Genomic DNA, 23,742 nt, shown 5'->3' on the forward strand with positions numbered 1-23,742 from the left:
GTGGTCCTCGGGCGAGGACCTAGCCGACCGAACCCTCCATCTGCAGCTCGATCAGCCGGTTGAGCTCCAGGGCGTACTCCATGGGCAGCTCCTTCGCGATCGGCTCGACGAAGCCGCGCACGATCATCGCCATGGCCTCGAACTCGGTGAGTCCGCGGCTCATGAGGTAGAAGAGCTGGTCCTCGGAGACCTTGGAGACGGTCGCCTCGTGGCCCATCGACACGTCGTCCTCGCGGACGTCGACGTAGGGGTAGGTGTCCGAGCGGGAGATCGTGTCGACGAGCAGAGCGTCGCAGAGCACGTTGGACTTCGCGCCCGGCGCGCCCTCGCCGATCTCGATCAGACCGCGGTAGGACGTACGGCCGCCGCCTCGCGCCACCGACTTGGAGACGATGTTGGAGGAGGTGTTCGGGGCCATGTGGACCATCTTGGCGCCGGCGTCCTGGTGCTGGCCCTCGCCCGCGAAGGCGATGGACAGGGTCTCGCCCTTGGCGTGCTCGCCCATCAGGTAGACGGCCGGGTACTTCATGGTCACCTTGGAGCCGATGTTGCCGTCGACCCACTCCATGGTCGCGCCCTCGTAGGCCACGGCCCGCTTGGTGACCAGGTTGTAGACGTTGTTCGACCAGTTCTGGATGGTCGTGTAGCGGCAGCGGCCGCCCTTCTTCACGATGATCTCGACCACGGCGCTGTGCAGCGAGTCCGAGGAGTAGATCGGGGCGGTGCAGCCCTCGACGTAGTGGACGTAGGCGTCCTCGTCGACGATGATCAGCGTCCGCTCGAACTGACCCATGTTCTCCGTGTTGATACGGAAGTAGGCCTGGAGCGGGATGTCCACGTGGACGCCCTTGGGCACGTAGATGAACGAGCCGCCGGACCACACGGCCGAGTTCAGCGAGGCGAACTTGTTGTCACCGACGGGGATGACGGTGCCGAAGTACTCCTTGAAGAGCTCCGGGTGCTCCTTCAGCGCGGTGTCGGTGTCCATGAAGATGACACCCTGCGCCTCCAGCTCCTCGTTGATCTGGTGGTAGACGACCTCGGACTCGTACTGCGCGGCGACGCCGGCGACGAGGCGCTGCTTCTCCGCCTCGGGGATGCCGAGCTTGTCGTACGTGTTCTTGATGTCCTCGGGCAGTTCCTCCCAGGAGGCCGCCTGCTTCTCCGTGGACCGCACGAAGTACTTGATGTTGTCGAAGTCGATGCCCGACAGGTCGGAGCCCCAGTTCGGCATGGGCTTCTTGCCGAAGAGCTTGAGGCCCTTGAGCCGGAGCTTCAGCATCCACTCGGGCTCGTTCTTCTTCTCCGAGATGTCGCGGACGACAGCCTCGGACAGACCGCGCTTCGCCGCCGCGCCTGCCGCGTCGGAGTCGGCCCAGCCGAATTCGTACGTACCCAGACCCTCGAGCTCAGGGTGGGCAGTCTCCGTGGGGAGCGTCATGCGGGGTTCCTCCCGGCCGTGCTTGCAGATGCTGAATGGGTGGTCTGTGGGGGTGCTGCGTGGCCACTTCGCGGCACGTAGGTCGTGCACACGCCATCGCCGTGGGCGAGGGTGGCCAGACGCTGCACATGGGTCCCGAGGAGGCTGGAGAAGAATTCCGTCTCCGCCTCGCACAGCTGTGGGAACTGCTCGGCGACATGCGCCACCGGGCAGTGGTGCTGGCACAGCTGCTCGCCCTGCTGCGGGCCCGGCGCGCTTCGCGCCATAGCAGCGTACCCGTCGGCCGACAGAGCCTTGGCCAGGGCCTCGGTGCGCCCTTCGGGCTCCGCGGCCTCGACCACGGCGCGGTACGCCTCGCCCACCGCGGCCATCCGGGCGCGGGCGAAGGCGAGCACCGCCTCGTCACCCCCGGAAGCGGCGATGAAGCGCAGGGCGTCGGCGGCCAGCTTGTCGTAGGACTGGTCGAAGGCGTCCCGGCCGCAGTCCGTCAAGGCGAACACCTTGGCGGGCCTGCCACGGGTCCGCGCCCCGTAGACCCGCTGTTCGCGGGCTTCGACGACATCGTCGGAGACGAGGGCGTCCAGGTGACGGCGGACGGCGGCCTGGGTGAGGCCCACGCGCTTGGCGAGATCCGCGACCGTGGAGGGGCCGTGGTCCAGGATGGAGCGCGCGACCCGGTTGCGCGTCGAGCGCTCACCGGTCGCGAGTTCCTCCTGGGGAGCCCGTCCGTCGTATTTCACAACACCATTGTTGCGTAATTCATTCAGCTCTGACAACCACGGTCCGGAACGATCTACGGTGCGGTTCGTCACTTAGGGTTACCTAATCTGGCCCCGGGGGCCGCCCGCTCCGGGACCCTGCCTAGACTGGTGCGCCATGGAGAACGAGCCCGTCGTACAGGTCAAGGGCCTGGTGAAGCGGTACGGCACGAAGACCGCGGTGAACGGCCTCGATCTGGTGGTCGCGACCGGCGCGGTGACCGCCGTCCTCGGCCCGAACGGCGCCGGGAAGACCACCACGATCGAGACCTGCGAGGGCTACCGCCGCCCGGACGCCGGCACCGTACGGGTCCTCGGACTCGACCCGGTCGCCGACGCGGAGCGGCTGCGCCCCCGGGTCGGGGTGATGCTCCAGTCCGGCGGCGTCTACTCCGGGGCACGCGCCGACGAGATGCTCCGCCATATGGCGAAACTGCACGCCCATCCGCTCGACGTGGACGCCCTGATCGAACGCCTCGGCCTCGCCGACTGCGGCCGCACCACCTACCGGCGGCTCTCCGGCGGCCAGCAGCAGCGCCTCTCGCTGGCCATGGCGGTCGTCGGACGGCCCGAGCTGGTCTTCCTGGACGAGCCGACCGCCGGGCTCGACCCGCAGGCCCGCCGCTCCACCTGGGACCTGGTGCGCGAGCTGCGCGCCGACGGGGTGTCCGTGGTGCTGACCACCCACTTCATGGACGAGGCCGAGGCGCTCGCCGACGACGTCGCGATCATCGACGCGGGCCGGGTCATCGCCCGGGGCAGCCCGGAGCAGCTCTGCCGGGGCGGCGCGGAGAACACCCTGCGCTTCACCGGACGCCCGGGACTCGACCTCGGCTCCCTCGTCAAGGCGCTGCCCGACGGCTCCGGGGCCGCCGAACCGCTGCCGGGGACGTACCGGATCACCGGGTCCGTCGATCCGCAGCTCCTGGCCACGGTGACCTCCTGGTGCGCCCAGCACGACGTGATGCCCGAGGGCATCTCGGTGGAGCGGCACACCCTGGAGGACGTCTTCCTCGAACTGACCGGCAAGGAGCTGCGCGCATGAGCGCCGGTACGTACACCCCGCGCCCCGGCGCGGCCCCGCTCCCCCGCATGATCGCCGCGCAGACCGCGCTGGAGACCCGGATGCTGCTCCGCAACGGCGAGCAGCTGCTGCTGACGGTGATCATCCCGACGCTGCTGCTGGTGCTGTTCAGCGCGGTCGACATCGTGGACACCGGCTCGGGCGCGTCGGTCGACTTCCTGGCCCCGGGCATCCTGGCACTCGCCGTGATGTCGACCGCCTTCACCGGCCAGGCCATCGCCACCGGCTTCGAACGCCGTTACGGGGTCCTCAAGCGGCTCGCGGCCTCCCCGCTGCCCCGCTGGGCGCTGATGACCGCGAAGACGCTGTCGGTGCTGGTCACCGAGGTGCTCCAGATCGTGCTGCTGACGGCGATCGCCCTCGCGCTCGGCTGGTCGCCCGAGGGCAACCCGCTCTCCGTGCTGCTGCTCCTCGTCCTGGGCACCGCCGCGTTCTCCGGGCTCGGGCTGCTGATGGCCGGGACGCTCAAGGCGGAGGCGACGCTCGCCGCCGCCAACCTGGTGTTCCTGCTGCTGCTGGTCGGCGGCGGGGTCATCGTGCCGCTGGACAAGTTCCCGGACGCCGCGCAGTCGGTGCTGGGGCTGCTGCCCGTGTCGGCGCTCTCCGAGGGGCTGCGGGACGTCCTCCAGCACGGTGCGTCGATGCCGTGGGCCGAGGCCGGGATCCTCGCGGTGTGGGCGGTGTTGGGGCTCGGCGCCGCGGCGAAGTTCTTCCGCTGGGAGTAGGCCACCGGGGCCGTACGGCTGGACGTGTCCGGGCAACCGGGTACGAACCCACCCCCTCGTGAAATCATGCACAAGCCCCGTCCTACGATGGTCCGCGTGGAAACCCCCATCTCCCTCATCGCCAAGCGCTGGACGCCGTCCACCAAGGTGGTGAAGCGCGCCGCGCTCTCCGCCGTCATGATGAGCGTCTTCATCATCGTCACCGGCGGGGCCGTCCGGCTCACCGGTTCGGGCCTCGGCTGCGACACCTGGCCCAAGTGCACCGACGACAGCCTGTTCGCGACGCCCGAACAGGGGCTGCACGGCGCGATCGAGTTCGGCAACCGGATGCTGACCTACGTCCTGTCGGCCGCGGTCGGCTGGGCGATCATCGCCATCAGCGCGGTCAAGCCGCGCCGCCGCAAGCTCGCCCGGCTGGGCTGGCTGCAGTTCTGGATCGTGCTGGGCAACGCCGTCCTCGGCGGGATCACGGTCTGGGCGGGCCTCAACCCCTGGACGGTCGCCGGGCACTTCCTGCTGGCCAACGCGCTCCTCGCGGTCGCCGTGATCACCTGGGTGCGGGTCGGCGAGGGCGACGGCCCGCCGCGCCCCCGGACTCCGCTGCCGGTGCGGCGCCTCGCCTGGGCGATCGTGGCGACCACCGTGGTCCTGATCGTCCTGGGCACCTCGGTGACCGGTTCCGGCAAGCACGCCGGCGACAGCAGCGACGTACCGCGCATGCCGTGGGACTGGTCGGCCGCCGCCCATGTGCACGCCATCTCCGCCTGGGTCGTCTGCGCCCTGGCCATCGCGATGTGGCTGGCCCTGCGAGTGGTCGACGCGCCCGCCGACGCCCGGGCCCGCGCCCGCGACCTGCTGGTCGTGCTGCTCGCCCAGGGCGCGATCGGGTACGTCCAGTACTTCAGCGACGTCCCCGAGATCCTCGTCGGCGTGCACATGTTCGGCTCGGCCATCCTGTGGATCGCCGTGATCCGGCTCGTGCTGAGCATGCGCGAGCGCGGCGACGACGCGCCCGCCCCGCTGCCCGGCCCGTCCGCCGAGCAGCCGGAGACGACCCCGGCGACGGCGGTCTGAAGGACCTGACCCACGCGCGAACGAAGAAGGGGCGGCGGGCCCGGGCCCGCCGCCCCTTCTTCGTTCGCGCGTTCCGGCTCCTCACCCCAGTCCGTACACCCGGCGCGCGTTGCCCGAGCCGATCATCGTGGCGACCCGGGCCGCGTCCTGCCGGGTCCACGCGCCGTCCTCGACCCAGCCGCCCAGCACCCGCCCGAGCGCCTCGCGGAACTGCCGCGCGCCCACCAGATGCAGCTCCGGCAGCTCCTGCGCCCCGCTGGAGAACAGCAGCTTGCCGAACGGCGCGAGCTCCATGATCTCCGCCAGCACGCCCGCCGCCCGCGCCCCGGTCCGCGCCGGTACGGTCCCCAGATCGGCGTAGACGTGCGGGTGCCGGCCGGCCAGCGCGGCGGCCTGCCGGTGGTGCGGGTAGCCGTGCAGGAGGACGAGGTCGCAGCCGTGGCCCTCGGTCGCGGCGGCGAAGTCGGCGAGGCGGGCCGGGTCCGCAGCGCCCAGGCGCAGTTGCAGCGGCAGCCCGCAGGCCACCGCCGACCAGCGCAGATGGTCCAGCAGCTCCGGCTCGACGCGCACACCGCCGCCGCCCCGGCCCCCCGTGCCCCGGCGGGCGGCCCGGCGCTCCTCCTCGCGCCGGGCCAGCCAGCGTCCGGCCGCCGCCCGCAACCGGACCGGCCCCGGCGGCTCGGGGGCGACGCGGGGGGCCTTCCCGCCGACGGGGGCGACCGCCACGCCGGAGGTGAACGCCACCGCGGAGGACGCGGCGGTGTGGACGGCCTCGCCGAGGTTGACGAGGAAGGCGTCGACGGTGCCCGAGGTGTCGGCGACGTGTTCGGCGAGGATTTCGAGACGGACGATCTCACGGGCCTCGGACCCGGCCGCCGAGGCCATCTCGGCCGGTCCCGTGAGGTCGCCGGGGAGTCCGGTGTCGACGAGGTGGGCGGAGACCCCGGTGGCGCGCAGCAGGCGGCGGGAGGTCTCGGCGACACCCAGTTCACGCCGTCTGGCCAGATAGTGGGCGGGCGGGCAGTGTGCTTCGAGCCCGAGCAGGGGCGGGCACCAGCGGCGTACGGCGAACCCGGTCTGGGTGTCGAAAAGGGTGGTGCCGGGGGCGGCCGGTGCGCGGGCGGCACCGAGCCGGGCCTCGAAGGTGCCGAGACCCAGCTCGGTGCGCAGGACGCCGTGGCAGTTCTGGTCGACCAGGTCGGCCACGGGAACGGTGTCGGTCATCCGGGCTCCCTGGGAAGGCGTGCGTGTGCACGGCCTAACGGGTGGGCCCCGTGTCAGGTGTCGCCCGGCGGCGGCGAAAGCGGCGCTGTCGCCTCAGCGGTCGTTGGAGGGGCCGCCGATCTGCATCCCGGCCATCCGGGACCACTCGTACGGGCCGGTGCGGACCTTGAGCGCGAACTCGCCGTCGAACTCCTCGTGCATCGTGATGCCGGACTTCGCGGCCGCGTTCTCGGCCACCGCGTAGGTCGGGGCCACGAGGTCGCCCCAGGCGCCGTCCTCGCCGACCAGGACGATACGGGCGCCCGCCTGGCCGATGTAGGCGAGCTGCCCCTCCGCGCCGCCGTGCTCCTTGGCGAAGGCGCCGATCTGGTGGGCGAGCCTCGCCGCCCTGCGTTCGGCGCGCGCCGCCTTCCTGGCGTCCGTGCGTGAGGTCTGTCCGGTGTCCGCTGCGTCTGCTGCCGTCTCTGCCATGAACAGGATGCTACCGACGGGTAGATGAACTGGCGACGGGCGGGTCGCGTGGCTTGTGCCACGCGACCCGCCCGTACCCGGGAAGAGGGTGTGTCAGCGGAGGAAGGGGTCCACCGCGACGGCGAGGAAGAGGAGGGAGACATAGGTGATGGACCAGTGGAACAGCCGCATCTCCTTGAGCTTCGCCCCGGTCACTCCGGCCTTGGCCCGGTTCTGCAGGCCGTGGGCCTCCCAGAGCCAGGCGCCGCCGGACAGCAGCGCCACCGCGGTGTAGAACCAGCCGGTGTAGCCGAGCGGGGTGAGCAGCAGCGAGACCGCGACCATCACCCAGCTGTAGAGGACGATCTGCCGGGCGACCACCCGGTTGGAGGCGACCACCGGGAGCATCGGGACGCCGACCCGGGCGTAGTCGTCCTTGACCTTCATCGACAGCGGCCAGTAGTGCGGCGGCGTCCAGAAGAAGATGACGGCGAAGAGGATGACGGCGGCCCAGGAGAGCTCGTTCGTCACGGCCGACCAGCCAATGAGAACCGGCATGCAGCCCGCGATGCCGCCCCAGACGATGTTCTGGGAGGTGCGGCGCTTCAGCAGCATCGTGTAGACGACGACGTAGAAGAGCAGCGCGCCGAGCGCGAGAGCCGCCGAGAGCCAGTTGACGAGCAGCCCGAACCAGACCGTGGAGATCACCGCGAGGGCGATGCCGAAGGCGAGGCATTCGCGGGGGCTGACCATGCCGGTGACCAGCGGGCGCTGGGACGTACGGTCCATCAGCGCGTCGATGTCACGGTCGATGTACATGTTCAGCGCGTTGGCGCCACCGGCGGAGAGATATCCCCCGATGGTGGTAGTGAGAACGAGCCACAGGTCGGGTACACCCTGGGCAGCGAGGAACATCACCGGAACGGTGGTGATGAGCAACAGCTCGATGATCCGTGGCTTGGTAAGCGCCACGAAGGCCTTGACGCGGGCCCCGAACGGGCGATGGCCCCCCGGGCTGGGAGTCAAGGCGACCCCTGCGGGTCGGGACTCGACGGCCGTCACGCACACCCCTGACAGAGAAATCCCAGCAAGCTCCGGGCGGAGAGGCCCGGTGAAGACTTGCGCGAACCCGTTCACTCTAGACGTTGCGGATACGCCGCCCTTCGCGGGGGTGGGGTCGTGTTGGGGGTGACTGTTCCCCGGATGTGCATTCCGCCGGGAGGCGAACTCCACGGGTCGCCCACACCCTGGAAAGTGCTCGGAAAGTGTGCCTGTCAACGGGGGTAGGCTCGACAGCGCCCGGTGCGGTAACAGTCACCGGTTTACGACAGTGGAGAGGAGCCCTGACTCAGGGTGAGCATCAAGCCGACCACCACAGACCTTCAGTGGACCGATTTGGACCAGCGGGCCGTGGACACCGCCCGCGTTCTCGCCGCGGACGCCGTACAGAAAGTCGGAAACGGCCACCCGGGCACGGCGATGAGCCTGGCTCCCGCCGCGTACACCCTCTTCCAGAAGGTGATGCGGCACGACCCCGCGGACGCCGAGTGGACCGGTCGCGACCGGTTCGTCCTCTCCGCCGGCCACTCCAGCCTGACGCTCTACATCCAGCTCTACCTGGCCGGCTACGGCCTGGAGCTGGACGACCTCAAGGCCTTCCGCACCTGGGGCTCCAAGACCCCGGGCCACCCGGAGTACGGCCACACGACCGGCGTCGAGACGACCACCGGGCCGCTGGGCCAGGGCGTCGCCAACGCGGTGGGCATGGCGATGGCCGCCCGCTACGAGCGCGGCCTCTTCGACCCCGAGGCGGCCCCCGGCACCTCCCCGTTCGACCACATGGTGTGGGTCGTCGCGGGTGACGGCTGCCTCCAGGAGGGCATCTCGGCCGAGGCGTCCTCGCTGGCCGGGCACCAGAAGCTGGGCAACCTGGTCCTGCTCTGGGACGACAACCACATCTCCATCGAGGGCGACACGGAGACCGCGGTCTCCGAGGACACCCTGAAGCGGTACGAGGCGTACGGCTGGCACGTCCAGCGCGTCGAGCAGCTCCCCAGCGGCGACCTGGACCCGGCGGGTCTGTACGCGGCGCTGCAGGCGGCCAAGGCCGAGACCGAGCGCCCCTCGTTCATCGCGGCCCGCTCGATCATCGCCTGGCCCGCCCCGAACGCCCAGAACACCGAGGCCGCGCACGGCTCGGCGCTCGGCGACGACGAGATCGCGGCGACCAAGCGGGTCCTCGGCTTCGACCCGGAGCAGACCTTCGAGGTCTCCGACGCGGTCATCGGCCACACCCGCGAGGCCCTGGACCGCGGCCGTGAGGCCCGCGCCGAGTGGGACAAGTCGTTCGCCGCGTGGCGCACCGCCAACCCGGAGCGCGCCGCCTCCTTCGACCGGATCGCCGCGGGCGAGCTGCCCGAGGGCTGGGAGGAGAAGCTCCCCGTCTTCGAGCCCGGCAAGGGCCTGGCCACCCGTGCCGCCTCCGGCAAGGTGCTCCAGGCGCTCGGCGAGATCGTGCCCGAGCTGTGGGGCGGCTCCGCCGACCTCGCGGGCTCGAACAACACCACGATCGACAAGACGTCGTCGTTCCTCCCGGTGGGCAACCCGCTGCCGGAGGCCGACCCGTACGGCCGGACGATCCACTTCGGCATCCGCGAGCACGCCATGGCCGCCGCCATGAACGGCATCGCGCTGCACGGCAACACCCGCATCTACGGCGGCACCTTCCTGGTGTTCTCCGACTACATGCGCAACGCGGTGCGACTGTCCGCGCTGATGCACCTGCCGGTGACGTACGTGTGGACGCACGACTCGATCGGCCTCGGCGAGGACGGTCCCACCCACCAGCCGGTCGAGCACCTGGCCGCGCTGCGCGCCATCCCGGGCCTGAACATCGTGCGCCCGGCCGACGCGAACGAGACCGCCATCGCCTGGCGCGAGATCCTGCGCCGCTACACCAAGGTGTTCGGCAAGGGCGCGCCGCACGGTCTGGCGCTGACCCGGCAGGGTGTGCCGACGTACGAGGCGAACGAGGACGCGGCCAAGGGCGGTTACGTCCTGTTCGAGGCCGAAGAGGCCTCCGGGCAGAACACCGCGCCGCAGGTGCTGCTCATCGCGACCGGTTCCGAGGTCCACGTCGCCGTCGAGGCGCGCGAGGAGCTCCAGGCGGCCGGCGTGCCGACCCGGGTCGTCTCGATGCCGTCGGTCGAGTGGTTCGAGGAGCAGGACCAGGCGTACAAGGACAGTGTGCTGCCGCCGTCGGTGAAGGCGCGGGTCGCCGTCGAGGCGGGCATCGGCCTGACCTGGTACCGGTACGTGGGCGACGCGGGCCGGATCATCTCGCTGGAGCACTTCGGGGCCTCGGCCGACGCGAAGGTGCTGTTCCGGGAGTTCGGCTTCACCGCCGAGAACGTGGCCGCCACCGCGCGGGAATCTCTCGCCGCCGCCACGCGCTGACGCCGGTAGATACGACTAGTAGGAGATGCAACTCATGACAGACGCACTCAAGCGCCTCTCCGACGAGGGCGTGGCGATCTGGCTCGACGACCTGTCGCGCAAGCGGATCACGTCCGGCAACCTGGCCGAGCTGATCGACCAGAGCCATGTCGTCGGCGTCACCACCAATCCGTCGATCTTCCAGAAGGCGATCTCCTCGGGCGACGGTTACGAGCAGCAGCTCACCGACCTCGCCGCCCGCAAGGTCACCGTCGAGGAAGCCCTCCGCATGATCACGACGGCGGACGTCCGCGACGCCGCCGACATCCTGCGCCCGGTCTTCGACGCCACGGACGGCCAGGACGGCCGGGTCTCCATCGAGGTCGACCCGCGCCTGGCGCACAACACCACGGCCACCGTCGCCGAGGCCAAGCAGCTGGCGTGGCTGGTCGACCGGCCGAACACGCTCATCAAGATCCCGGCGACCAAGGCCGGCCTGCCGGCGATCACCGAGACGATCGGCCGGGGCATCAGCGTCAACGTGACGCTGATCTTCTCGCTGGAGCGCTACCGCGCGGTCATGGACGCCTACCTGGCGGGCCTGGAGAAGGCGAAGGCCGCGGGCCTGGACCTCTCCAAGATCCACTCGGTGGCCTCGTTCTTCGTGTCCCGGGTGGACACCGAGATCGACAAGCGGCTGGACGCCATCGGCTCGGACGAGGCGAAGGCGGCCAAGGGCAAGTCCGCGCTGGCCAACGCGCGCCTGGCCTACGAGGCGTACGAGGAGGTCTTCTCCTCCGACCGCTGGGCCCCCCTGGACAAGGCGCAGGCCAACAAGCAGCGTCCGCTGTGGGCCTCGACCGGCGTCAAGGACCCGTCGCTGAAGGACACGCTGTACGTCGACGACCTGGTGGCGCCGAACACGGTGAACACCATGCCGGAGGCGACGCTGGAGGCGGTGGCCGACCACGGCGAGATCACCGGCGACACCGTCACCGGCGGCTACGACCAGGCACGCGCCGACCTCGACACGGTCAAGAAGCTCGGCATCTCGTACGACGACGTCGTACAGGTGCTGGAGGACGAGGGCGTGGAGAAGTTCGAGGCGTCCTGGAACGACCTGCTCAAGTCGACCGAGGCGGAGCTTTCGCGCCTCGCCCCCTCGGAGGGCTGACCACTTTGTCTGCTGTTCCCGGAGCCAACCCGCTCCGTGACGCACAGGACCGACGGCTCCCGCGTATCGCGGGGCCGTCGGGCCTGGTCATCTTTGGCGTCACGGGCGATTTGTCCCGTAAAAAGCTGATGCCCGCCGTCTACGACCTGGCCAATCGCGGCCTGCTGCCGCCGGGCTTCTCGCTCATCGGCTTCGCGCGCCGCGACTGGGAGGACGAGGACTTCGCCCAGGTCGTCCACGACGCCGTCAAGGAGCACGCCCGTACGCCATTCCGCGAGGAGGTCTGGCAGCAGCTCATCCAGGGGATGCGCTTCGTCCAGGGCAACTTCGACGACGACGAGGCGTTCGAGACGCTCAAGGCCACCATCCAGGAGCTCGACAAGGCCCAGGGGACGGGCGGCAACTTCGCCTTCTACCTCTCCGTGCCGCCGAAGTTCTTCCCCAAGGTCGTCCAGCAGCTGAAGAAGCACGGCCTGGCCGACCAGAAGGACGGCTCCTGGCGCCGTGCCGTCATCGAGAAGCCGTTCGGCCACGACCTGGCCAGCGCGCAGGAGCTCAACCAGCTCGTGCACGACGTCTTCCCGCCCAACGAGGTCTTCCGGATCGACCACTACCTGGGGAAGGAGACGGTCCAGAACATCCTGGCGCTGCGGTTCGCCAACACGATGTGGGAGCCGATCTGGAACCGGTCCTACGTCGACCACGTACAGATCACGATGGCCGAGGACATCGGCATCGGCGGCCGGGCCGGCTACTACGACGGCATCGGCGCCGCCCGTGACGTCATCCAGAACCACCTGCTCCAGCTGCTGGCGCTGACCGCGATGGAGGAGCCCGGCTCCTTCCACCCGAAGGCCCTGGTCGCCGAGAAGCTCAAGGTGCTCACCGCCGTCGAGCTGCCCGAGGACCTCGGTCTGCACACCGTGCGCGCCCAGTACGAGCACGCCTGGCAGGGCGGCCAGGAGGTCCTCGGCTACTGCGAGGAGGACGGCATCGACCCCAAGTCGACGACCGACACCTACGCGGCGATCAAGCTGACGATCAACAACCGCCGCTGGGCGGGCGTGCCGTTCTACCTCCGCACCGGAAAGCGGCTCGGCCGCCGGGTCACGGAGATCGCGGTCGTCTTCAAGCGCGCGCCCTACCTGCCCTTCGAGTCCGGCGCCACGGAGGAGCTGGGCGGCAACGCCCTGGTCATCCGGGTCCAGCCGGACGAGGGCGTCACCGTGCGGTTCGGCTCCAAGGTGCCCGGCACCTCGATGGAGGTCCGGGACGTCACGATGGACTTCGCGTACGGCGAGTCGTTCACGGAGTCCAGCCCGGAGGCGTACGAGCGGCTTCTCCTGGACGTCCTGCTCGGCGACGCCAACCTCTTCCCGCGCCACCAGGAGGTCGAACTCTCCTGGACCATCCTCGACCCGATCGAGGAGTACTGGGACAAGCACGGCAAGCCCGCGAAGTACGCGGCCGGCACCTGGGGTCCGGCCGAGGCCGACGAGATGCTCGCACGTGACGGACGGAGCTGGAGGCGGCCATGAAGATCGATCTCACGGAAACCACGTCCAGCAAGATCAACCAGGCGCTGGTCTCGGCCCGCCGGGCCATCGGCACCCCCGCCATCGGCATGGTGCTCACCCTGGTCGTCGTCACCGACGAGGAGAACGCGTACGACGCGCTCAAGTCGGCCGGCGACGCCTCCCGCGAGCACCCCTCGCGGATCATCGCGGTGATCAAGCGGGTCAGCCGCTCGCCGCGGGCCCGCAGGGACGCCCGTCTCGACGCCGAGGTGCGGGTCGGTTCCGACGCGGGCACCGGCGAGACCGTCGTCCTGCGGCTCCACGGCGAACTGGCCAACCACGCCCAGTCGGTGGTCCTTCCGCTGCTGCTGCCGGACGCCCCGGTCGTGGTGTGGTGGCCCGAGGGCGCACCCGCCGACCCGGCGAAGGACCCGCTCGGTGCCCTCGCCCAGCGCCGGATCACCGACACCTACTCGGCCGAGCTCCCGCTCGACGAGCTGGCGGTGCGGGCCGCGACCTACAGCCCCGGCGACACGGATCTCGCCTGGACCCGGATCACGCCGTGGCGCTCGATGCTGGCCGCCGCGCTGGACCAGCAGCCGGCCGAGGTCGTGGGCGCGACCGTCGAGGGCGAGAGCGACAACCCGAGCTGCGAGCTGCTCGCCATGTGGCTCGCGGACCGGCTCGGCGTCCCGGTGGAGCGCACGCTCTCCGGGGGGCCCGGTCTCACCGCGGTCCGGATGGAGACGAAGAACGGCGTCATCGTCCTGGACCGGGCCGACGGCTCGCTCGCCACGCTCTCCATGCAGAACCAGCCGGACCGCGCGGTGGCGCTCAAGCGCCGTGACACCGCCGAGCTGCTGGCGGAGGAGCTGCGCCGGCTGGACCCGGACAACACCTACGCGTCCGCGGTGAAGTTCGGCGTCGACCGGCTGCACGCGGGCGGCGAGGTCAAGGCCGCACCGGTCGCGAGCGCCGAGGAGAAGGCGGACAGGGCCGCCGAGGCCAAGGCTCCCGCCGCGAAGAAGGCCCCGGCCAAGAAGGCGGCGTCGAAGTGACACCTCCCCAACTGGTCGTGCACCGCGACAAGGAGCTGATGGCGCAGGCCGCAGCGGCCCGGCTGATCACGAGGATCGTGGACGCCCAGGCCTCCCGGGGCCACGCCTCGGTGGTGCTGACCGGCGGGCGCAACGGCAACGGCCTGCTGGCCGCGCTCGCCGCCGCGCCCGCCCGGGACGCGATCGACTGGGCGCGTCTGGACCTGTGGTGGGGCGACGAGCGGTTCCTGCCCGAGGGTGACCCGGAGCGCAATGTCACCCAGGCCCGCGAGGCGCTGCTCGACGCGGTGGGGCTGGACCCGGCCCGGGTGCACGCGATGCCCGCGTCCGACGGCCCGTACGGCGACGACGCGGACGCGGCGGCAGCCGGTTACGCCGCCGAACTGGCCGCCGCCGCGGGTCCCGAGGACCATGGCGCGGTGCCCGCGTTCGACGTGCTGATGCTGGGCGTCGGCCCGGACACGCATGTGGCCTCGCTCTTCCCGGAGCTGCCCGCGGTACGGGAGACCGAGCGCACCGTCGTCGGTGTGCACGGGGCTCCCAAGCCGCCGCCGGTCCGGGTCTCGCTCACGCTGCCCGCGATCCGCGCCGCGCGCGAGGTGTGGCTGCTGGCGGCGGGCGAGGACAAGGCGGAGGCTGCGGCCATCGCGCTGTCCGGGGCCGGGGAGATCCAGGCCCCGGCGGCGGGCGCGTACGGGCGCGACCGCACGCTGTGGCTGCTGGACGCCGCGGCGGCCTCGCGGCTGCCGCGCGCGCTGTATCCGCAGGCGTCCGCCTGAGCGTTCCGCGCACCGCAGGCCCGGCCCTCTCTTCCCGAGCGGGCCGGGCCTGCGGCGTGAAAGGCTCGCCCCATGGTGCATATCGGAACCGTGGTGATGGGCGCGTCCGACGTTCGACGGGCCGCCGCCTTCTGGAAGGCGGCGCTGGAGTACACCGAGCGCGAGCCGGGAACGGACGACTGGGCGGTGCTGGTCCCGGTGGGCGGGCCCGGCGTGGGGCTGTCGCTGGGGCGCTCCGCCTCCCCCGTGCAGGAGGTCCCCCGGGTCCACCTCGACCTCTACTCCGACACCCAGGAGGCCGAGGTGGAGCGGCTGATCGGGCTCGGCGCCGAAAGGGTCGCGTGGGAGCTGTATCCCCCCGGACCCGGACTTCGTCGTACTCGCCGACCCCGAGGGCAACCGCTTCTGCGTCATCGACACGACGCACGGCGGCTGAGCGGTCCGGTCCCGCGGTGGGAAGGCTCGCCGCTCGGGAGCGTCCGAGGGGCACCGCCCCTCAGGACAGCTCGGTCTCCACACCGCACTCCTCGAACAGGGCGAGAACGCGCTCGGTGAAATCGCTGCCCAACGCCTCGCGGGAGGCCGCGAAGTTCCGCCAGACCAGGCGGAACGGAGCCGCTTCGTCGCGCCGCGCGGTCCGGAGGCAGTCGAAGAGCGCGTCGAGGTTCGAGCCGAAGTAGCCGCCGGGTCCGTTGACGGCTTCTCCCAGGGCGCAGTAGAAGGCGTCCCTCGTGGTGATCGCGGTGCTGTCGATGACCGCCGTTCCGCCGGTCTCGTAACGGGTCGCGTTCCGTCCGGATTCGAACCAGGCGGTCTGCACGACGTGCAGCCAGCTCTCGTGCCAGTCGGACGGGTGGCGGGCCCATTCCCCGGGCTCGACGGGTCGACGTGTGGCCCACTGTCGCCAGACCTCCCCGGCCAGGGGGTACTCACAGGTGTATCCGAAGAAGGAGTAGCCGAGGTCGGGGCGGTCCTCGCCGGGCGGCACGAGCTCGTGCCGGAACGCGGCGGACACCCTCCCGATGTCGTACGCCCCGATCGTTGCCCCCTGCCGGTCGACGACCTGCAGCTCGGCCCGCTCGGTCTTCCGCCGGGCACGGCCGACCCGGTGCGCCCGGACGAAGGTGACGGTCTCCGGCGGGTCCCGGTCCTCCTCCATGAAGTAGTCCAGAAGATCTTCCGCAGCGATCAGGACCTCTCCGGACTCCTGATCGACAAGTCGATACAGAACGTCCTGCGGATCGTCGATGCCTACGCTTTCGGGGCTCATGCGTAACCGTTCCGTTCAACGGGAAGGCCGAAGCCGCGCGATCCCCCGGCAGGAACTCCCGGAGCTGATCGCGCGGCTTCGACTCGGTGCTGACTACTGTCTACTTCTTCCAGCCCCAGTCAGGGAAATGAGGGGCGGTGAAGCGCTGGATCTTCTTGTAGTGGGTCGAGGTCCACCCGATCATCTCAACCCCGTTCGGCAGGGTCTTGACCAGGATTCGCTGATTGTTGGGAGCGCCCGGAACCGCGTACTCCTTGGCGCCCGCCCACTTCGGCCACTCATTGCCCTTGTAGGTGTCGTGGGAGACGAGCCTGCCCTGCTTGTAGAGGTCGTACCCCTCCGCGATCTCCTGGGACATCCCCTTGGGCAGCTTGTCCGACAGGCGGCCGTTGGGGCACTTGTCGGCGGCTGCCTGGACCGCGACGGTCCGGGCTCCGCCCATCATGACCCGTGCGCCCTTGCCGTTGCAGGGGAGCTTCTTGAGGATCTTGAGCTTGAGGGCGCTCAGGATGAGATCGTCGACGCACGAGAGCGACTTGTTCGCGAGGCAGTTCTCGATCTCGTCGGCGCCGATGTACCAGGCGACCATCTGGTCGATGTACGAACTCTCGCTGCACCCCATGCCGCCGCCGCCGTCCGCGACGCAGATGAGGACCGTGTCGCCCGGCCTCAACTCCTTGTTCTCCAGCAGGCCCTGACGGAATTCGACGAACCGCTTCTGCACGGCCTTGCGCATCTCGTCGTCGGAGAGCGGCTTGCTCGGATCCTTCATCTCGGCCCGGATCTGCTCCTGCAGTTCCGCGATCAGCTTGGTGGCGGCGATCTTCATCGCCTCGGTCTCGGCCTTGGCCGCGGCGACCGCGTCCTTGCCCGCGGCCTCCGCCGAGATTCCGGCCTGGTAGGCCGAGATCCCGGCCTGGTACGCGTAGTTCCCGGCAACACCGACGGAGTGCTGGGCACGTTCCGCGGAGCGGGCCGCCGACTGGGCGTCCTTCTGTGCCGCCGCAGCCGCGTTGCGAGCCGTTCGGGCGGATTCCGCCGCCTTCTCGGAGGACGCGGCCGCCTCGTTCGCCGACGCGTTGGCCTGCTTGGCATAGCCGTCCGCGTCCTTGGCCGAGTCGGCCGCCTTGTTCGCCCACTTCACGGCGTCCGCGGCGTTCTTGCGCGCTTCCGCGGCCGCCTTCTGGGCCAGGTGGGCGTCCTTCTGTGCGAGGTGGGCCGACTTGTAGGCGGCCTGCAACAGGGTGTTGACCTCGGCTATGTGGGCTCCGGCGTTGGCGTCACGCTGCCGTGCCTTGTGGAGACCGATCTCCAGGAAGGGGCGCAGCCTGGTCGGCGGACCCGACAGCACGGCTTGCGCCGCGGCCTTGACCTCGGGGCCACCGGTGCTGAGGGCCTTGCTGACCAGCACGCGGTCGTCGTCCTCCCGGGCCGTGTGCTGCCCGGTCTCCAGGAACCGCGCCACGTCGGCGTCGGTGCCGTCGAGGGCCGCGCCCGCGGCGGCCTTCACACCGGGGCCGCCCTCGGCGAGGAGCTTGGCGACGGTGACCCGGTCGTCGTCGCCCTTGCCCGGGTACGCGCGGGTGCGAAGGAACTCCCGCACCTGCTCGATCGGCGCGTCGACCGTGTCCAGGGCCGCCTGCTGCTGCGCCGGGATCTCGCTGGTCGCGGCGATGTGGGCGACACTGGCGCGGTCGTCCTGCTCCAGCGCCACCGCCAGCGTGGTGTGCACGAACTCCGCCACGCCGGCGTCGGTGCCCGACAACGCGGCCTCGGCGGCGCTCCGGGCCCAGGTCCCGCTGCTGTTGAGCATGTTGACCGCGGCCTGCCGGCCCTTGGTGGCGGTGATCGCCGGGTCGGATGCCGCCTTGGCCTCGTCCAGCAGTGTCCGCGTCCTCGCGGTGAGTTCCTGGACGCGGCCGACCTGCCACTCGGCGGCGGCCGTACGGGCCTCGTGGGCCCGGTTGGCCTCCTCCGCCGCCAGTACCTCCTCGTCCTGTTGCTGGGCCAGCCGTTCGGCATCCGTCTTGCGTGCGAGGTCGACCACTGTCAAGGCCTGTTGTGCCGCCTTCAACGCGTTGTCGGCGGAGACCGTCGCCGCGTTCGCCGCAGCGGTGGACGCCGCTGCGGCGTCCACCGCCTTGCCCGCCTCGTCGGCGGCCTTGTCCGCCGCCTTGGCCGCCGCCCGGGCGTGCGCGGCGGCGTCGTTGGCCGCGTCACGCGACTGCCGGGCGGCCGTGGCGGCCTGGTTGGCGTTGATCTGCGTGGCCTTGGCCGCCCTCGTCGCCTGGTCGGCGAGCCGCTTGGCCTTGGCAGCCGCAGCGGCCGCCTTCTCGCCGCTGGCGCCGGCCGAGCCGGCCCAACGGCCGGCATCGGCTGCCGCCGCCGCCGCGGCGGCGGCGTTGGCCCCCGCGCTGGCCGCTGCTCCGGCCGACTTCGCGGCCTCGTCGGAGGCGACGCCCGCCTGCTCGGCGGCTTCCGCCGCGTCCTCGGCCCCGTCGGCGGCGTCGCGCGCCTCCTCCGCGGCCAGCCTGGCCTTCTTGGCGAGGGACGCGTCGCCGGCGGCCGCACCGGCCGCGGACCGGGCCAGCGCCGCGGCGTTGCCCGCCCGGCTCGCCGCATACGCGGCCTGCGCGGCGGCGGTGGCCGCCACCCGTGCCGTGGCGTTCGCCGCCGCGGCCGCCGCCACCGCGGTGCGGGCCGACTGAGCGGCGCGGGCCGCGGCTGCCGCGGCCCGGGAGGCCGCTGCCGCGGCCCTGCCCGCCGACTCCTGGGACTCCTTGGCCTCCTTGGCCGCGAGCAGCGCCGCGGACTTCGCCGCGGCCGTGGCCTTCTCCGCCTTGTCCGCCTCTTCCTTGGCGGTCTCGGTGAGCTTCTTGGCCTGCTTCTGCGCGTGGCTGGCGACGGCGGCCAACTCCGCGACGGTGAGCGTCTCCTGGTCACGCGCCGACGCGATCGCCCAGCCGTGGTCCAGGAACTCCTGGATGTCCGCGTCCGTGCCGTCCATGGCCTGGCCCGCGAGCTTCCGGACGTTCGGGCCGCCCGATCCCAGCAGCCGGGAGACGAGAACGCGGTTGTCGTCGTTCCGCGCCCGGTACTGGCCGTCCTGGAGGAAAGCGCTCCAGTCGTCGGCCGTACCGTCCAGCGCGGCGCCGCCCGCGGCCTTCACGCCCGGGCCGCCCGTGGCCATCACCGTCGAGACCCGGACCCGCAGATCCTCGTCGTGCGCGGGTGCCAGCGTGGTGTCCAGGAAGGCCTGGAGCTGCGTGGCGGTGCCGTCCATGGCGGTGTTGGCCGCGGCCCGTACGGCCGGGCCGCCCTTGCCCATGACCTGGGCGACCTGGACCCGCAGGTCGTCCTCCCAGATGTTCGGCAGGTCCTGGGTCATGAACGTCTGGACGTCCTGGTCGGACCCGGCCAGGGCGATCGCGGCGGCCTCGCGCACCCCCGGACCGCCGTACTTCCAGGCTTCCAGCACGTCGGTTCTGTCGTAGACCCACGCTTCGTCCTCTGCCGCGGCAGGACGCATATCGATGCCCATGACCATCACTAGGGCTATCAGCGTCGCCACGGCGCCGCGCCATGACAGCGCGGCTCGCAACCTGGCATTCAATGCCTTGCTCCTTCGTTCGTTCTTGGGTGGGCGTTGGTGGGGCTCGTCGACGGGGCCGCTTCCGGTGAAGGCCCCGACAAGCGGGAGTCCCCGAGAGCCGTGGCCCTCGGGGACTCCGTCAGCCTTCGGTCGGAGTGGCGGTCGGGGCTACCGTGCCGCGTGGCCGAAACGCGCGCCGGATGCCGGGAGTCCGCCGACGCCGGGCTGGTAGGTCGTCACCGGGGCGACCGCTCCGCCCGAGGACACGTTGGAGACCGGCAGGGCGTACAGGGCGCCGTGGGCGGAGGGACCGTACGGCATGCCGACGTACAGGTGCGTACCCGTGAAGTGGATGCTCCTGCCCAGGTTCTGGCCGGCGCCCGGGGTGACCGGGATGCCGTCGCCGTCGCCCGCTTCGAGCCAGCGGTCGGTGGCGCCTGCCGCGCCGAAGGGCGAGAAGGTCGAGACCGCGCCCGCCTGGGCGGCCGTCCCGATGGCCTCGCCCGGCGCGCCGACGGCGATCCGCATCGTGCCCGTGCTTCCGGCCTCTCGCGGCGCGGTGTTGACGACGCTCACGGCCTCGCCGAAGCGGTCCCCGGTCTCGGCCGTGCCGGACACGTCGTCGTCGCCGGTGCCCGGGTTGAGCTCGCGCAGATAGGTCCAGGTGCCGCCGGCGTCGATGCGGACGAGGATCGCCCGGCCCGCGTCGGCCCGGTCGGATCCGTCCACGGTCATGTCCTCGCCGGGCGATCCGATCACGAGCACCGACGCCGCGGACGGCGTGGCGCCCGGGACCCGGTGGTCCGCCATGGCGAGCGAGGCGCCGAACTCGTCGCCGGGCTCGGAAGCGCCGGAGACGGGCGCGGTGTCCTGGTCGAGCCCGCCGACGACGGTGGGCATGCCCTGGGCGTTCGGCGTGTGGCGGAACATGGCCACCCCGCCGGAGTTCTTGTCCGTCCCGATGGCCTCGCCGGGAACACCGACGGCGATGTGGTGCGCGTCGCCGGCGACGCTGGAGCCGAAGGCGTCGTCGGCCTCCACCTCGCCGGGGACGTCGGGCTTGTCCTGGTGCAGCGAGGTGCTGGTTCCGCCGCGCACGTAGAAGGCCGTGCCCGCTCCCTTGACGGTGCCGAGGGCCTCGCCGGGTGTGCCGATCAGAATCCACGGTTCACCGGTGGAGGTGGTGCCCGCGGCGACGGAGTGGCCCATGCGGTCGCCCGTTTCGGGGGCGGATCCGGCGATGTGGCCGGTGCCCGCGCCCTGCTCCAGGTGGGTGGCCTTCTCGGTGCCGGCGCCGAGGCCGCCGGCGGCGCCGTACAGCACGTCGACGAACCCGGCGTTGGCCGCGGCGCCCACGTCTTCGGCGGGTGTGCCGACGACCAGGTCCGTGTAGCCGTCCTCGTTGTGGTCGACGGTGGCCAGGGACTCGCCGAACCAGTCGTTGGCCTCGGCTCCGCCGGGCACCCAGTCGAGGTCCTGGGTGATTTCGGCGGTGCCCTTGCCGGCGCCGTACACGACCCGGATCAGACCGGCCGCGGCGTGGCCGCCGACGGTGGCCTTCGGGTCGGCCACCGCGATGTCCTCGACCCCGTCGCCGTTGAAGTCGGTGATACGGGTGTTCGCGGTCTCGGCCTCGACCCAGGACGACAGGTCGTCCACCCGGGCGGTCACGCCCCCGGTGGCGGTCACGGTCTCGTCGACCCCGAAGCAACCCCCCTGGAAGGAACGGCTGATCAGGGCCGCGAGGGTGGCCGTTCCGCCCACCGACCGGACCACCGGGCCCCCGGAGTCGCCGGCACAGGCGGCGGCCCCGTTCCTGCCGGTGACCGCTGCCGTGGTGGCGGTGGCCGAGTCGACTCCGTAGACGCCGGTGTGCAGCTTCAGCGGCGACCACTCGTCCCGCGTACGCCCGTATCCGGCGAACGTCAGCTCCTCGCCCGCGGTGGGGGCGGTGGTGGCCAGGGCGATGGGGGTGACGTCGGTGACCGGCCGGTTCAGGCGGGCCAGGACGACGTCCCGGTCGGTTCGGGGCACCAGCTCCACGATGCGGCGCTCGGCGCCCCGGGTGCTGGTCAGATCGGCGCGGCCGATGACCGCCGTGGTCTTCAGCGCCGGAGCCCCCGCCGGCACGGCCGTACCGGCGGCCGGGTCGTCGGCGAGGCAACTGGCCGCGGTGAGCAGCCACTCGGCATCGATCAGGGTGCCGGAACAGCCTCGGTCGTGGTCGCCGACGGTGATCTCGGCCGTGTACGCGTAGGTCCCGGCCGCGGCGGTCCCGCCGGCGACGGCGGAGGCGGGCGCGGCGGGCAGCGCGAGCGATCCGGCTGCCAGGGTCGCGGTCAGCGCGGCGGCGCGCAGAGCGGTCGTATGTCGCATGTGCAGTCCTTTGTCGAAGATTCGAAGCACAGGGGTCTTCGGGACTACTTGGCGGTTCGGATCTCCACGAGCATGTGCTCACGGTTCTGCTCGTCCGCGCTCTCGCCCACCGAGGTCCACTCGTTCTTGGTGATGTCGAACGACTTCTTCTCACTGCCGACGGTCATATCGACCTCGGTCGTGTAGTCGTTGCCCTTGATGGAGTGCACCGCCGGGATTTCCATCGTCAGCCACCCCGAGTTTCCGGTGACGCGGAAACAGATCTTCTTGTTGTCCTGTCGGCGCGCCCACACCTCGATGAGACCGGTGCCGCCGGCGCACTCCACCAGGACGATGTGACCGTCTCCGCGCTTCAGCGCGATCCCCTGCTCCGCGAGGATCTTGTCGGCCTGCGGGTAGTTGAAGTCCTCCACCGCGTAGCCAGGCGTCTCATCGGCGGCAGCGGCCACCGTGTCGCTCGCCACCACGGGTGCTCCCCCGGCCAGCGCCAGCCAGGCCAGCGCTCCGCCCGCGACAGCGGTGCCCGTGACCTTCGCCAGGGATCTCATCCACCGCGACTTCGTCTTGATTGCGGTTCGTGCCTTCACTCGGGTGCCTCATCCGGTCGAATTCCACTCGGTCCGCCAAAGGGGATGGAGCGAGAACGACGACAAGATGTTCACGTGAAAGCGAACCCCCCCGGGCCTTGCTCCGAAGATCCACTTCGGCGCGGCAATATTGCCGTTCCGTTCACAGGGTGTCCACCGCATGGATACGACGAAAAGGGACGAGCGGGTGCACCCACCTGTGACTCCCGACACTGTCCGGAATGGTTGTACGGCTCTCCGTCAAAGCTGCATAAAAATACCGGCACGCGAACAGAACCGGATGGGATGCTCCCGAGTGGTCCGGGGCGCGGGGCCCCGGACCCGGTGATCACGCCCCGGGATCAGAGGATGATCTGGTCCGTTCCCTGTTCCAGCTTCGTGATCGCGGCCCGGCACGCGCCGGCGAAGCGGTCGAAGACCGGGGTCGTGCTGCCGGCCCGGCCCGCGCGGGTATTGACCGTGAACATGGCGGCGCGCAGCTCCGTGGTCAGCTCCAGCTGACCGCCCTTGGCGAGCATGGTGCGGTTGACCGGGTTGGCGGGGTTGACCCCGGCCAGGTCGGGCACCTCGTTGCCGTCGCGCCAGGCGATGCCGACCGCGTCGAACTCGGCCTTGAGCAGGGTCTTGAAGCGGGTGTTCAGTCCCCCGACGACCACGGCCTGCGGGACGGTGCCCGCCTGTGCAGCCGTACAGCCGTGCAGGCTCAGGACGTTGAGGCTGCTCGCCGCCATGGAGACGGCGACGTGGTCGTCGCAGTTCTTCGCGGTGACGTGCAGGTCGCGGTTGCCGGAGGAGCGCAGCCCCTCGAACATCCAGTAGTCGAACACCCCGTGGCCGTCCGTCAGTGGGGCGAGCGTGGCCGGGTGGTAGCCGGCGATGGCGAGGCACAGTTCGGAGGTGCCGGTCTCGATGCCGCCGCCGTGCAGGGCCATGACGGTGGTCCGGTTGTACGGGTATCCCTGCGGGAGGGAGTGGTCGGCGTACTCGTGTCTCCGGTAGCGGCGGGCGAACTCGACGCCCTCCTGACCGGCGAGCTTCCGGTAGAGGTCGGTGTTGGAGGTGTAGATGTCCAGGTCACCGGTGGCGTGGGCGTCGGTCGCGGTGAGCGAGCCCAGCAGCGGGCCGCTGACTGCTGCGGTGGCGAGGGCGGTGAGGACCGTACGACGGCTGGTGGAAGTCATGATCAGCATCGTCGCCG

The 23,742-nt window shown here is 71.1% G+C and carries 18 protein-coding genes and 1 pseudogene; 9 read left to right on the top strand and 10 right to left on the bottom strand.

Annotated elements, in window-relative coordinates:
- Positions 1-19 precede the first annotated feature (19 nt).
- Together sufB and IE272_RS00595 are read right to left on the bottom strand one after the other, a co-directional pair.
- Complete coding sequence (gene sufB, locus IE272_RS00590; protein ID WP_057661932.1) at positions 20-1,441, bottom strand: Fe-S cluster assembly protein SufB; 1,422 nt, start codon at positions 1,439-1,441, stop codon at positions 20-22.
- A complete protein-coding gene (locus tag IE272_RS00595; RefSeq protein WP_050358183.1) occupies positions 1,438-2,181 on the bottom strand; it encodes a helix-turn-helix transcriptional regulator in 744 nt (247 codons plus the stop codon). Before IE272_RS00595 ends, sufB begins: the two co-directional genes overlap by 4 nt.
- A 136-nt stretch (positions 2,182-2,317) precedes the next feature.
- Between IE272_RS00595 and IE272_RS00600 the strand changes: the two genes are divergently transcribed.
- The 3 genes from IE272_RS00600 to IE272_RS00610 all read left to right on the top strand — a co-directional run bounded on the left by IE272_RS00600 (position 2,318) and on the right by IE272_RS00610 (position 5,082).
- Positions 2,318-3,244 (top strand): ABC transporter ATP-binding protein, encoded by a 927-nt coding sequence (locus tag IE272_RS00600; RefSeq protein WP_190006030.1) that lies wholly within the window; start codon positions 2,318-2,320, stop codon positions 3,242-3,244.
- On the top strand, positions 3,241-4,008 hold the full coding sequence (locus IE272_RS00605) for an ABC transporter permease (protein WP_056706263.1): 768 nt from the start codon (positions 3,241-3,243) through the stop codon (positions 4,006-4,008). The genes IE272_RS00600 and IE272_RS00605 overlap by 4 nt, the downstream gene beginning before the upstream one ends.
- 87 nt (positions 4,009-4,095) lie before the next feature.
- A complete protein-coding gene (locus IE272_RS00610; RefSeq protein ID WP_056706265.1) occupies positions 4,096-5,082 on the top strand; it encodes a COX15/CtaA family protein in 987 nt (328 codons plus the stop codon).
- A gap of 81 nt (positions 5,083-5,163) precedes the next feature.
- On the opposite strand, the gene IE272_RS00615 is transcribed toward IE272_RS00610, so the two are convergent.
- From IE272_RS00615 to IE272_RS00625, 3 genes are all read right to left on the bottom strand, one after another.
- Entirely contained in the window at positions 5,164-6,306 is a 1,143-nt protein-coding gene (locus IE272_RS00615) for an amidohydrolase family protein (protein ID WP_050358180.1), read from the bottom strand.
- Between the two features lie 93 nt (positions 6,307-6,399).
- Positions 6,400-6,777: a hypothetical protein gene (locus tag IE272_RS00620; protein ID WP_007448485.1), complete on the bottom strand. Its 378-nt coding sequence runs from the start codon at positions 6,775-6,777 to the stop codon at positions 6,400-6,402.
- 93 nt (positions 6,778-6,870) lie between these two features.
- Positions 6,871-7,824, bottom strand: a complete 954-nt coding sequence (locus IE272_RS00625) for a heme o synthase (RefSeq protein WP_057661941.1) — start codon at positions 7,822-7,824, stop codon at positions 6,871-6,873.
- 285 nt (positions 7,825-8,109) lie between these two features.
- Between IE272_RS00625 and tkt the strand changes: the two genes are divergently transcribed.
- From tkt to IE272_RS00655, 6 genes and pseudogenes are all read left to right on the top strand, one after another.
- Positions 8,110-10,212, top strand: coding sequence for a transketolase (gene tkt, locus IE272_RS00630; protein ID WP_190006031.1), 2,103 nt, complete (start codon positions 8,110-8,112; stop codon positions 10,210-10,212).
- A 34-nt stretch (positions 10,213-10,246) separates the two neighbouring features.
- Positions 10,247-11,365: a transaldolase gene (gene tal / locus IE272_RS00635; protein ID WP_050358178.1), complete on the top strand. Its 1,119-nt coding sequence runs from the start codon at positions 10,247-10,249 to the stop codon at positions 11,363-11,365.
- A gap of 5 nt (positions 11,366-11,370) precedes the next feature.
- Entirely contained in the window at positions 11,371-12,903 is a 1,533-nt protein-coding gene (gene zwf, locus IE272_RS00640) for a glucose-6-phosphate dehydrogenase (protein ID WP_050358177.1), read from the top strand.
- The gene (gene opcA, locus IE272_RS00645) at positions 12,900-13,940 is read left to right on the top strand and encodes a glucose-6-phosphate dehydrogenase assembly protein OpcA (protein ID WP_056706267.1); all 1,041 of its coding nucleotides are present in this window, start codon (positions 12,900-12,902) and stop codon (positions 13,938-13,940) included. Before zwf ends, opcA begins: the two co-directional genes overlap by 4 nt.
- Positions 13,937-14,719: a 6-phosphogluconolactonase gene (gene pgl, locus IE272_RS00650; protein ID WP_050358175.1), complete on the top strand. Its 783-nt coding sequence runs from the start codon at positions 13,937-13,939 to the stop codon at positions 14,717-14,719. The genes opcA and pgl overlap by 4 nt, the downstream gene beginning before the upstream one ends.
- A 72-nt stretch (positions 14,720-14,791) precedes the next feature.
- A pseudogene (locus IE272_RS00655) lies at positions 14,792-15,155 on the top strand (VOC family protein).
- 60 nt (positions 15,156-15,215) lie between these two features.
- On the opposite strand, the gene IE272_RS00660 reads toward IE272_RS00655, so the two are convergent.
- The 5 genes from IE272_RS00660 to IE272_RS00680 form a co-directional block, all read right to left on the bottom strand.
- Positions 15,216-15,989: a barstar family protein gene (locus tag IE272_RS00660; RefSeq protein ID WP_190006032.1), complete on the bottom strand. Its 774-nt coding sequence runs from the start codon at positions 15,987-15,989 to the stop codon at positions 15,216-15,218.
- Positions 15,990-16,089: 100 nt separating this feature from the next.
- Positions 16,090-19,560 carry an ALF repeat-containing protein gene (locus tag IE272_RS00665; protein ID WP_229897178.1) on the bottom strand — a complete coding sequence of 1,157 codons (3,471 nt, stop codon included), beginning with the start codon at positions 19,558-19,560 and terminating at the stop codon, positions 16,090-16,092.
- 189 nt (positions 19,561-19,749) lie between these two features.
- Positions 19,750-21,957, bottom strand: a complete 2,208-nt coding sequence (locus tag IE272_RS00670) for a trypsin-like serine protease (protein ID WP_190006033.1) — start codon at positions 21,955-21,957, stop codon at positions 19,750-19,752.
- A 44-nt stretch (positions 21,958-22,001) separates the two neighbouring features.
- Positions 22,002-22,505, bottom strand: a complete 504-nt coding sequence (locus IE272_RS00675) for a hypothetical protein (RefSeq protein ID WP_229897179.1) — start codon at positions 22,503-22,505, stop codon at positions 22,002-22,004.
- Positions 22,506-22,885: 380 nt separating this feature from the next.
- Entirely contained in the window at positions 22,886-23,725 is an 840-nt protein-coding gene (locus IE272_RS00680) for a poly-gamma-glutamate hydrolase family protein (protein WP_032790808.1), read from the bottom strand.
- Between the last annotated feature and the right edge of the window lie 17 nt (positions 23,726-23,742).

It is taken from the genome of Streptomyces anulatus (genome assembly GCF_014650675.1).
GTDB classification, from domain to species: domain Bacteria; phylum Actinomycetota; class Actinomycetes; order Streptomycetales; family Streptomycetaceae; genus Streptomyces; species Streptomyces anulatus.

Excerpts from the sequence above, each read along its gene's own strand:
- sufB (WP_057661932.1), bottom strand. The coding sequence starts at position 1,441 with ATGACGCTCCCCACGGAGACTGCCCACCCTGAGCTCGAGGGTCTGGGT.
- IE272_RS00600 (WP_190006030.1), top strand. The coding sequence starts at position 2,318 with ATGGAGAACGAGCCCGTCGTACAGGTCAAGGGCCTGGTGAAGCGGTAC.
- IE272_RS00605 (WP_056706263.1), top strand. The coding sequence starts at position 3,241 with ATGAGCGCCGGTACGTACACCCCGCGCCCCGGCGCGGCCCCGCTCCCC.
- IE272_RS00610 (WP_056706265.1), top strand. The coding sequence starts at position 4,096 with ATGGTCCGCGTGGAAACCCCCATCTCCCTCATCGCCAAGCGCTGGACG.
- IE272_RS00615 (WP_050358180.1), bottom strand. The coding sequence starts at position 6,306 with ATGACCGACACCGTTCCCGTGGCCGACCTGGTCGACCAGAACTGCCAC.
- IE272_RS00620 (WP_007448485.1), bottom strand. The coding sequence starts at position 6,777 with ATGGCAGAGACGGCAGCAGACGCAGCGGACACCGGACAGACCTCACGC.
- tal (WP_050358178.1), top strand. The coding sequence starts at position 10,247 with ATGACAGACGCACTCAAGCGCCTCTCCGACGAGGGCGTGGCGATCTGG.
- opcA (WP_056706267.1), top strand. The coding sequence starts at position 12,900 with ATGAAGATCGATCTCACGGAAACCACGTCCAGCAAGATCAACCAGGCG.
- IE272_RS00660 (WP_190006032.1), bottom strand. The coding sequence starts at position 15,989 with ATGAGCCCCGAAAGCGTAGGCATCGACGATCCGCAGGACGTTCTGTAT.
- IE272_RS00670 (WP_190006033.1), bottom strand. The coding sequence starts at position 21,957 with ATGCGACATACGACCGCTCTGCGCGCCGCCGCGCTGACCGCGACCCTG.
- IE272_RS00675 (WP_229897179.1), bottom strand. The coding sequence starts at position 22,505 with ATGAGATCCCTGGCGAAGGTCACGGGCACCGCTGTCGCGGGCGGAGCG.
- IE272_RS00680 (WP_032790808.1), bottom strand. The coding sequence starts at position 23,725 with ATGACTTCCACCAGCCGTCGTACGGTCCTCACCGCCCTCGCCACCGCA.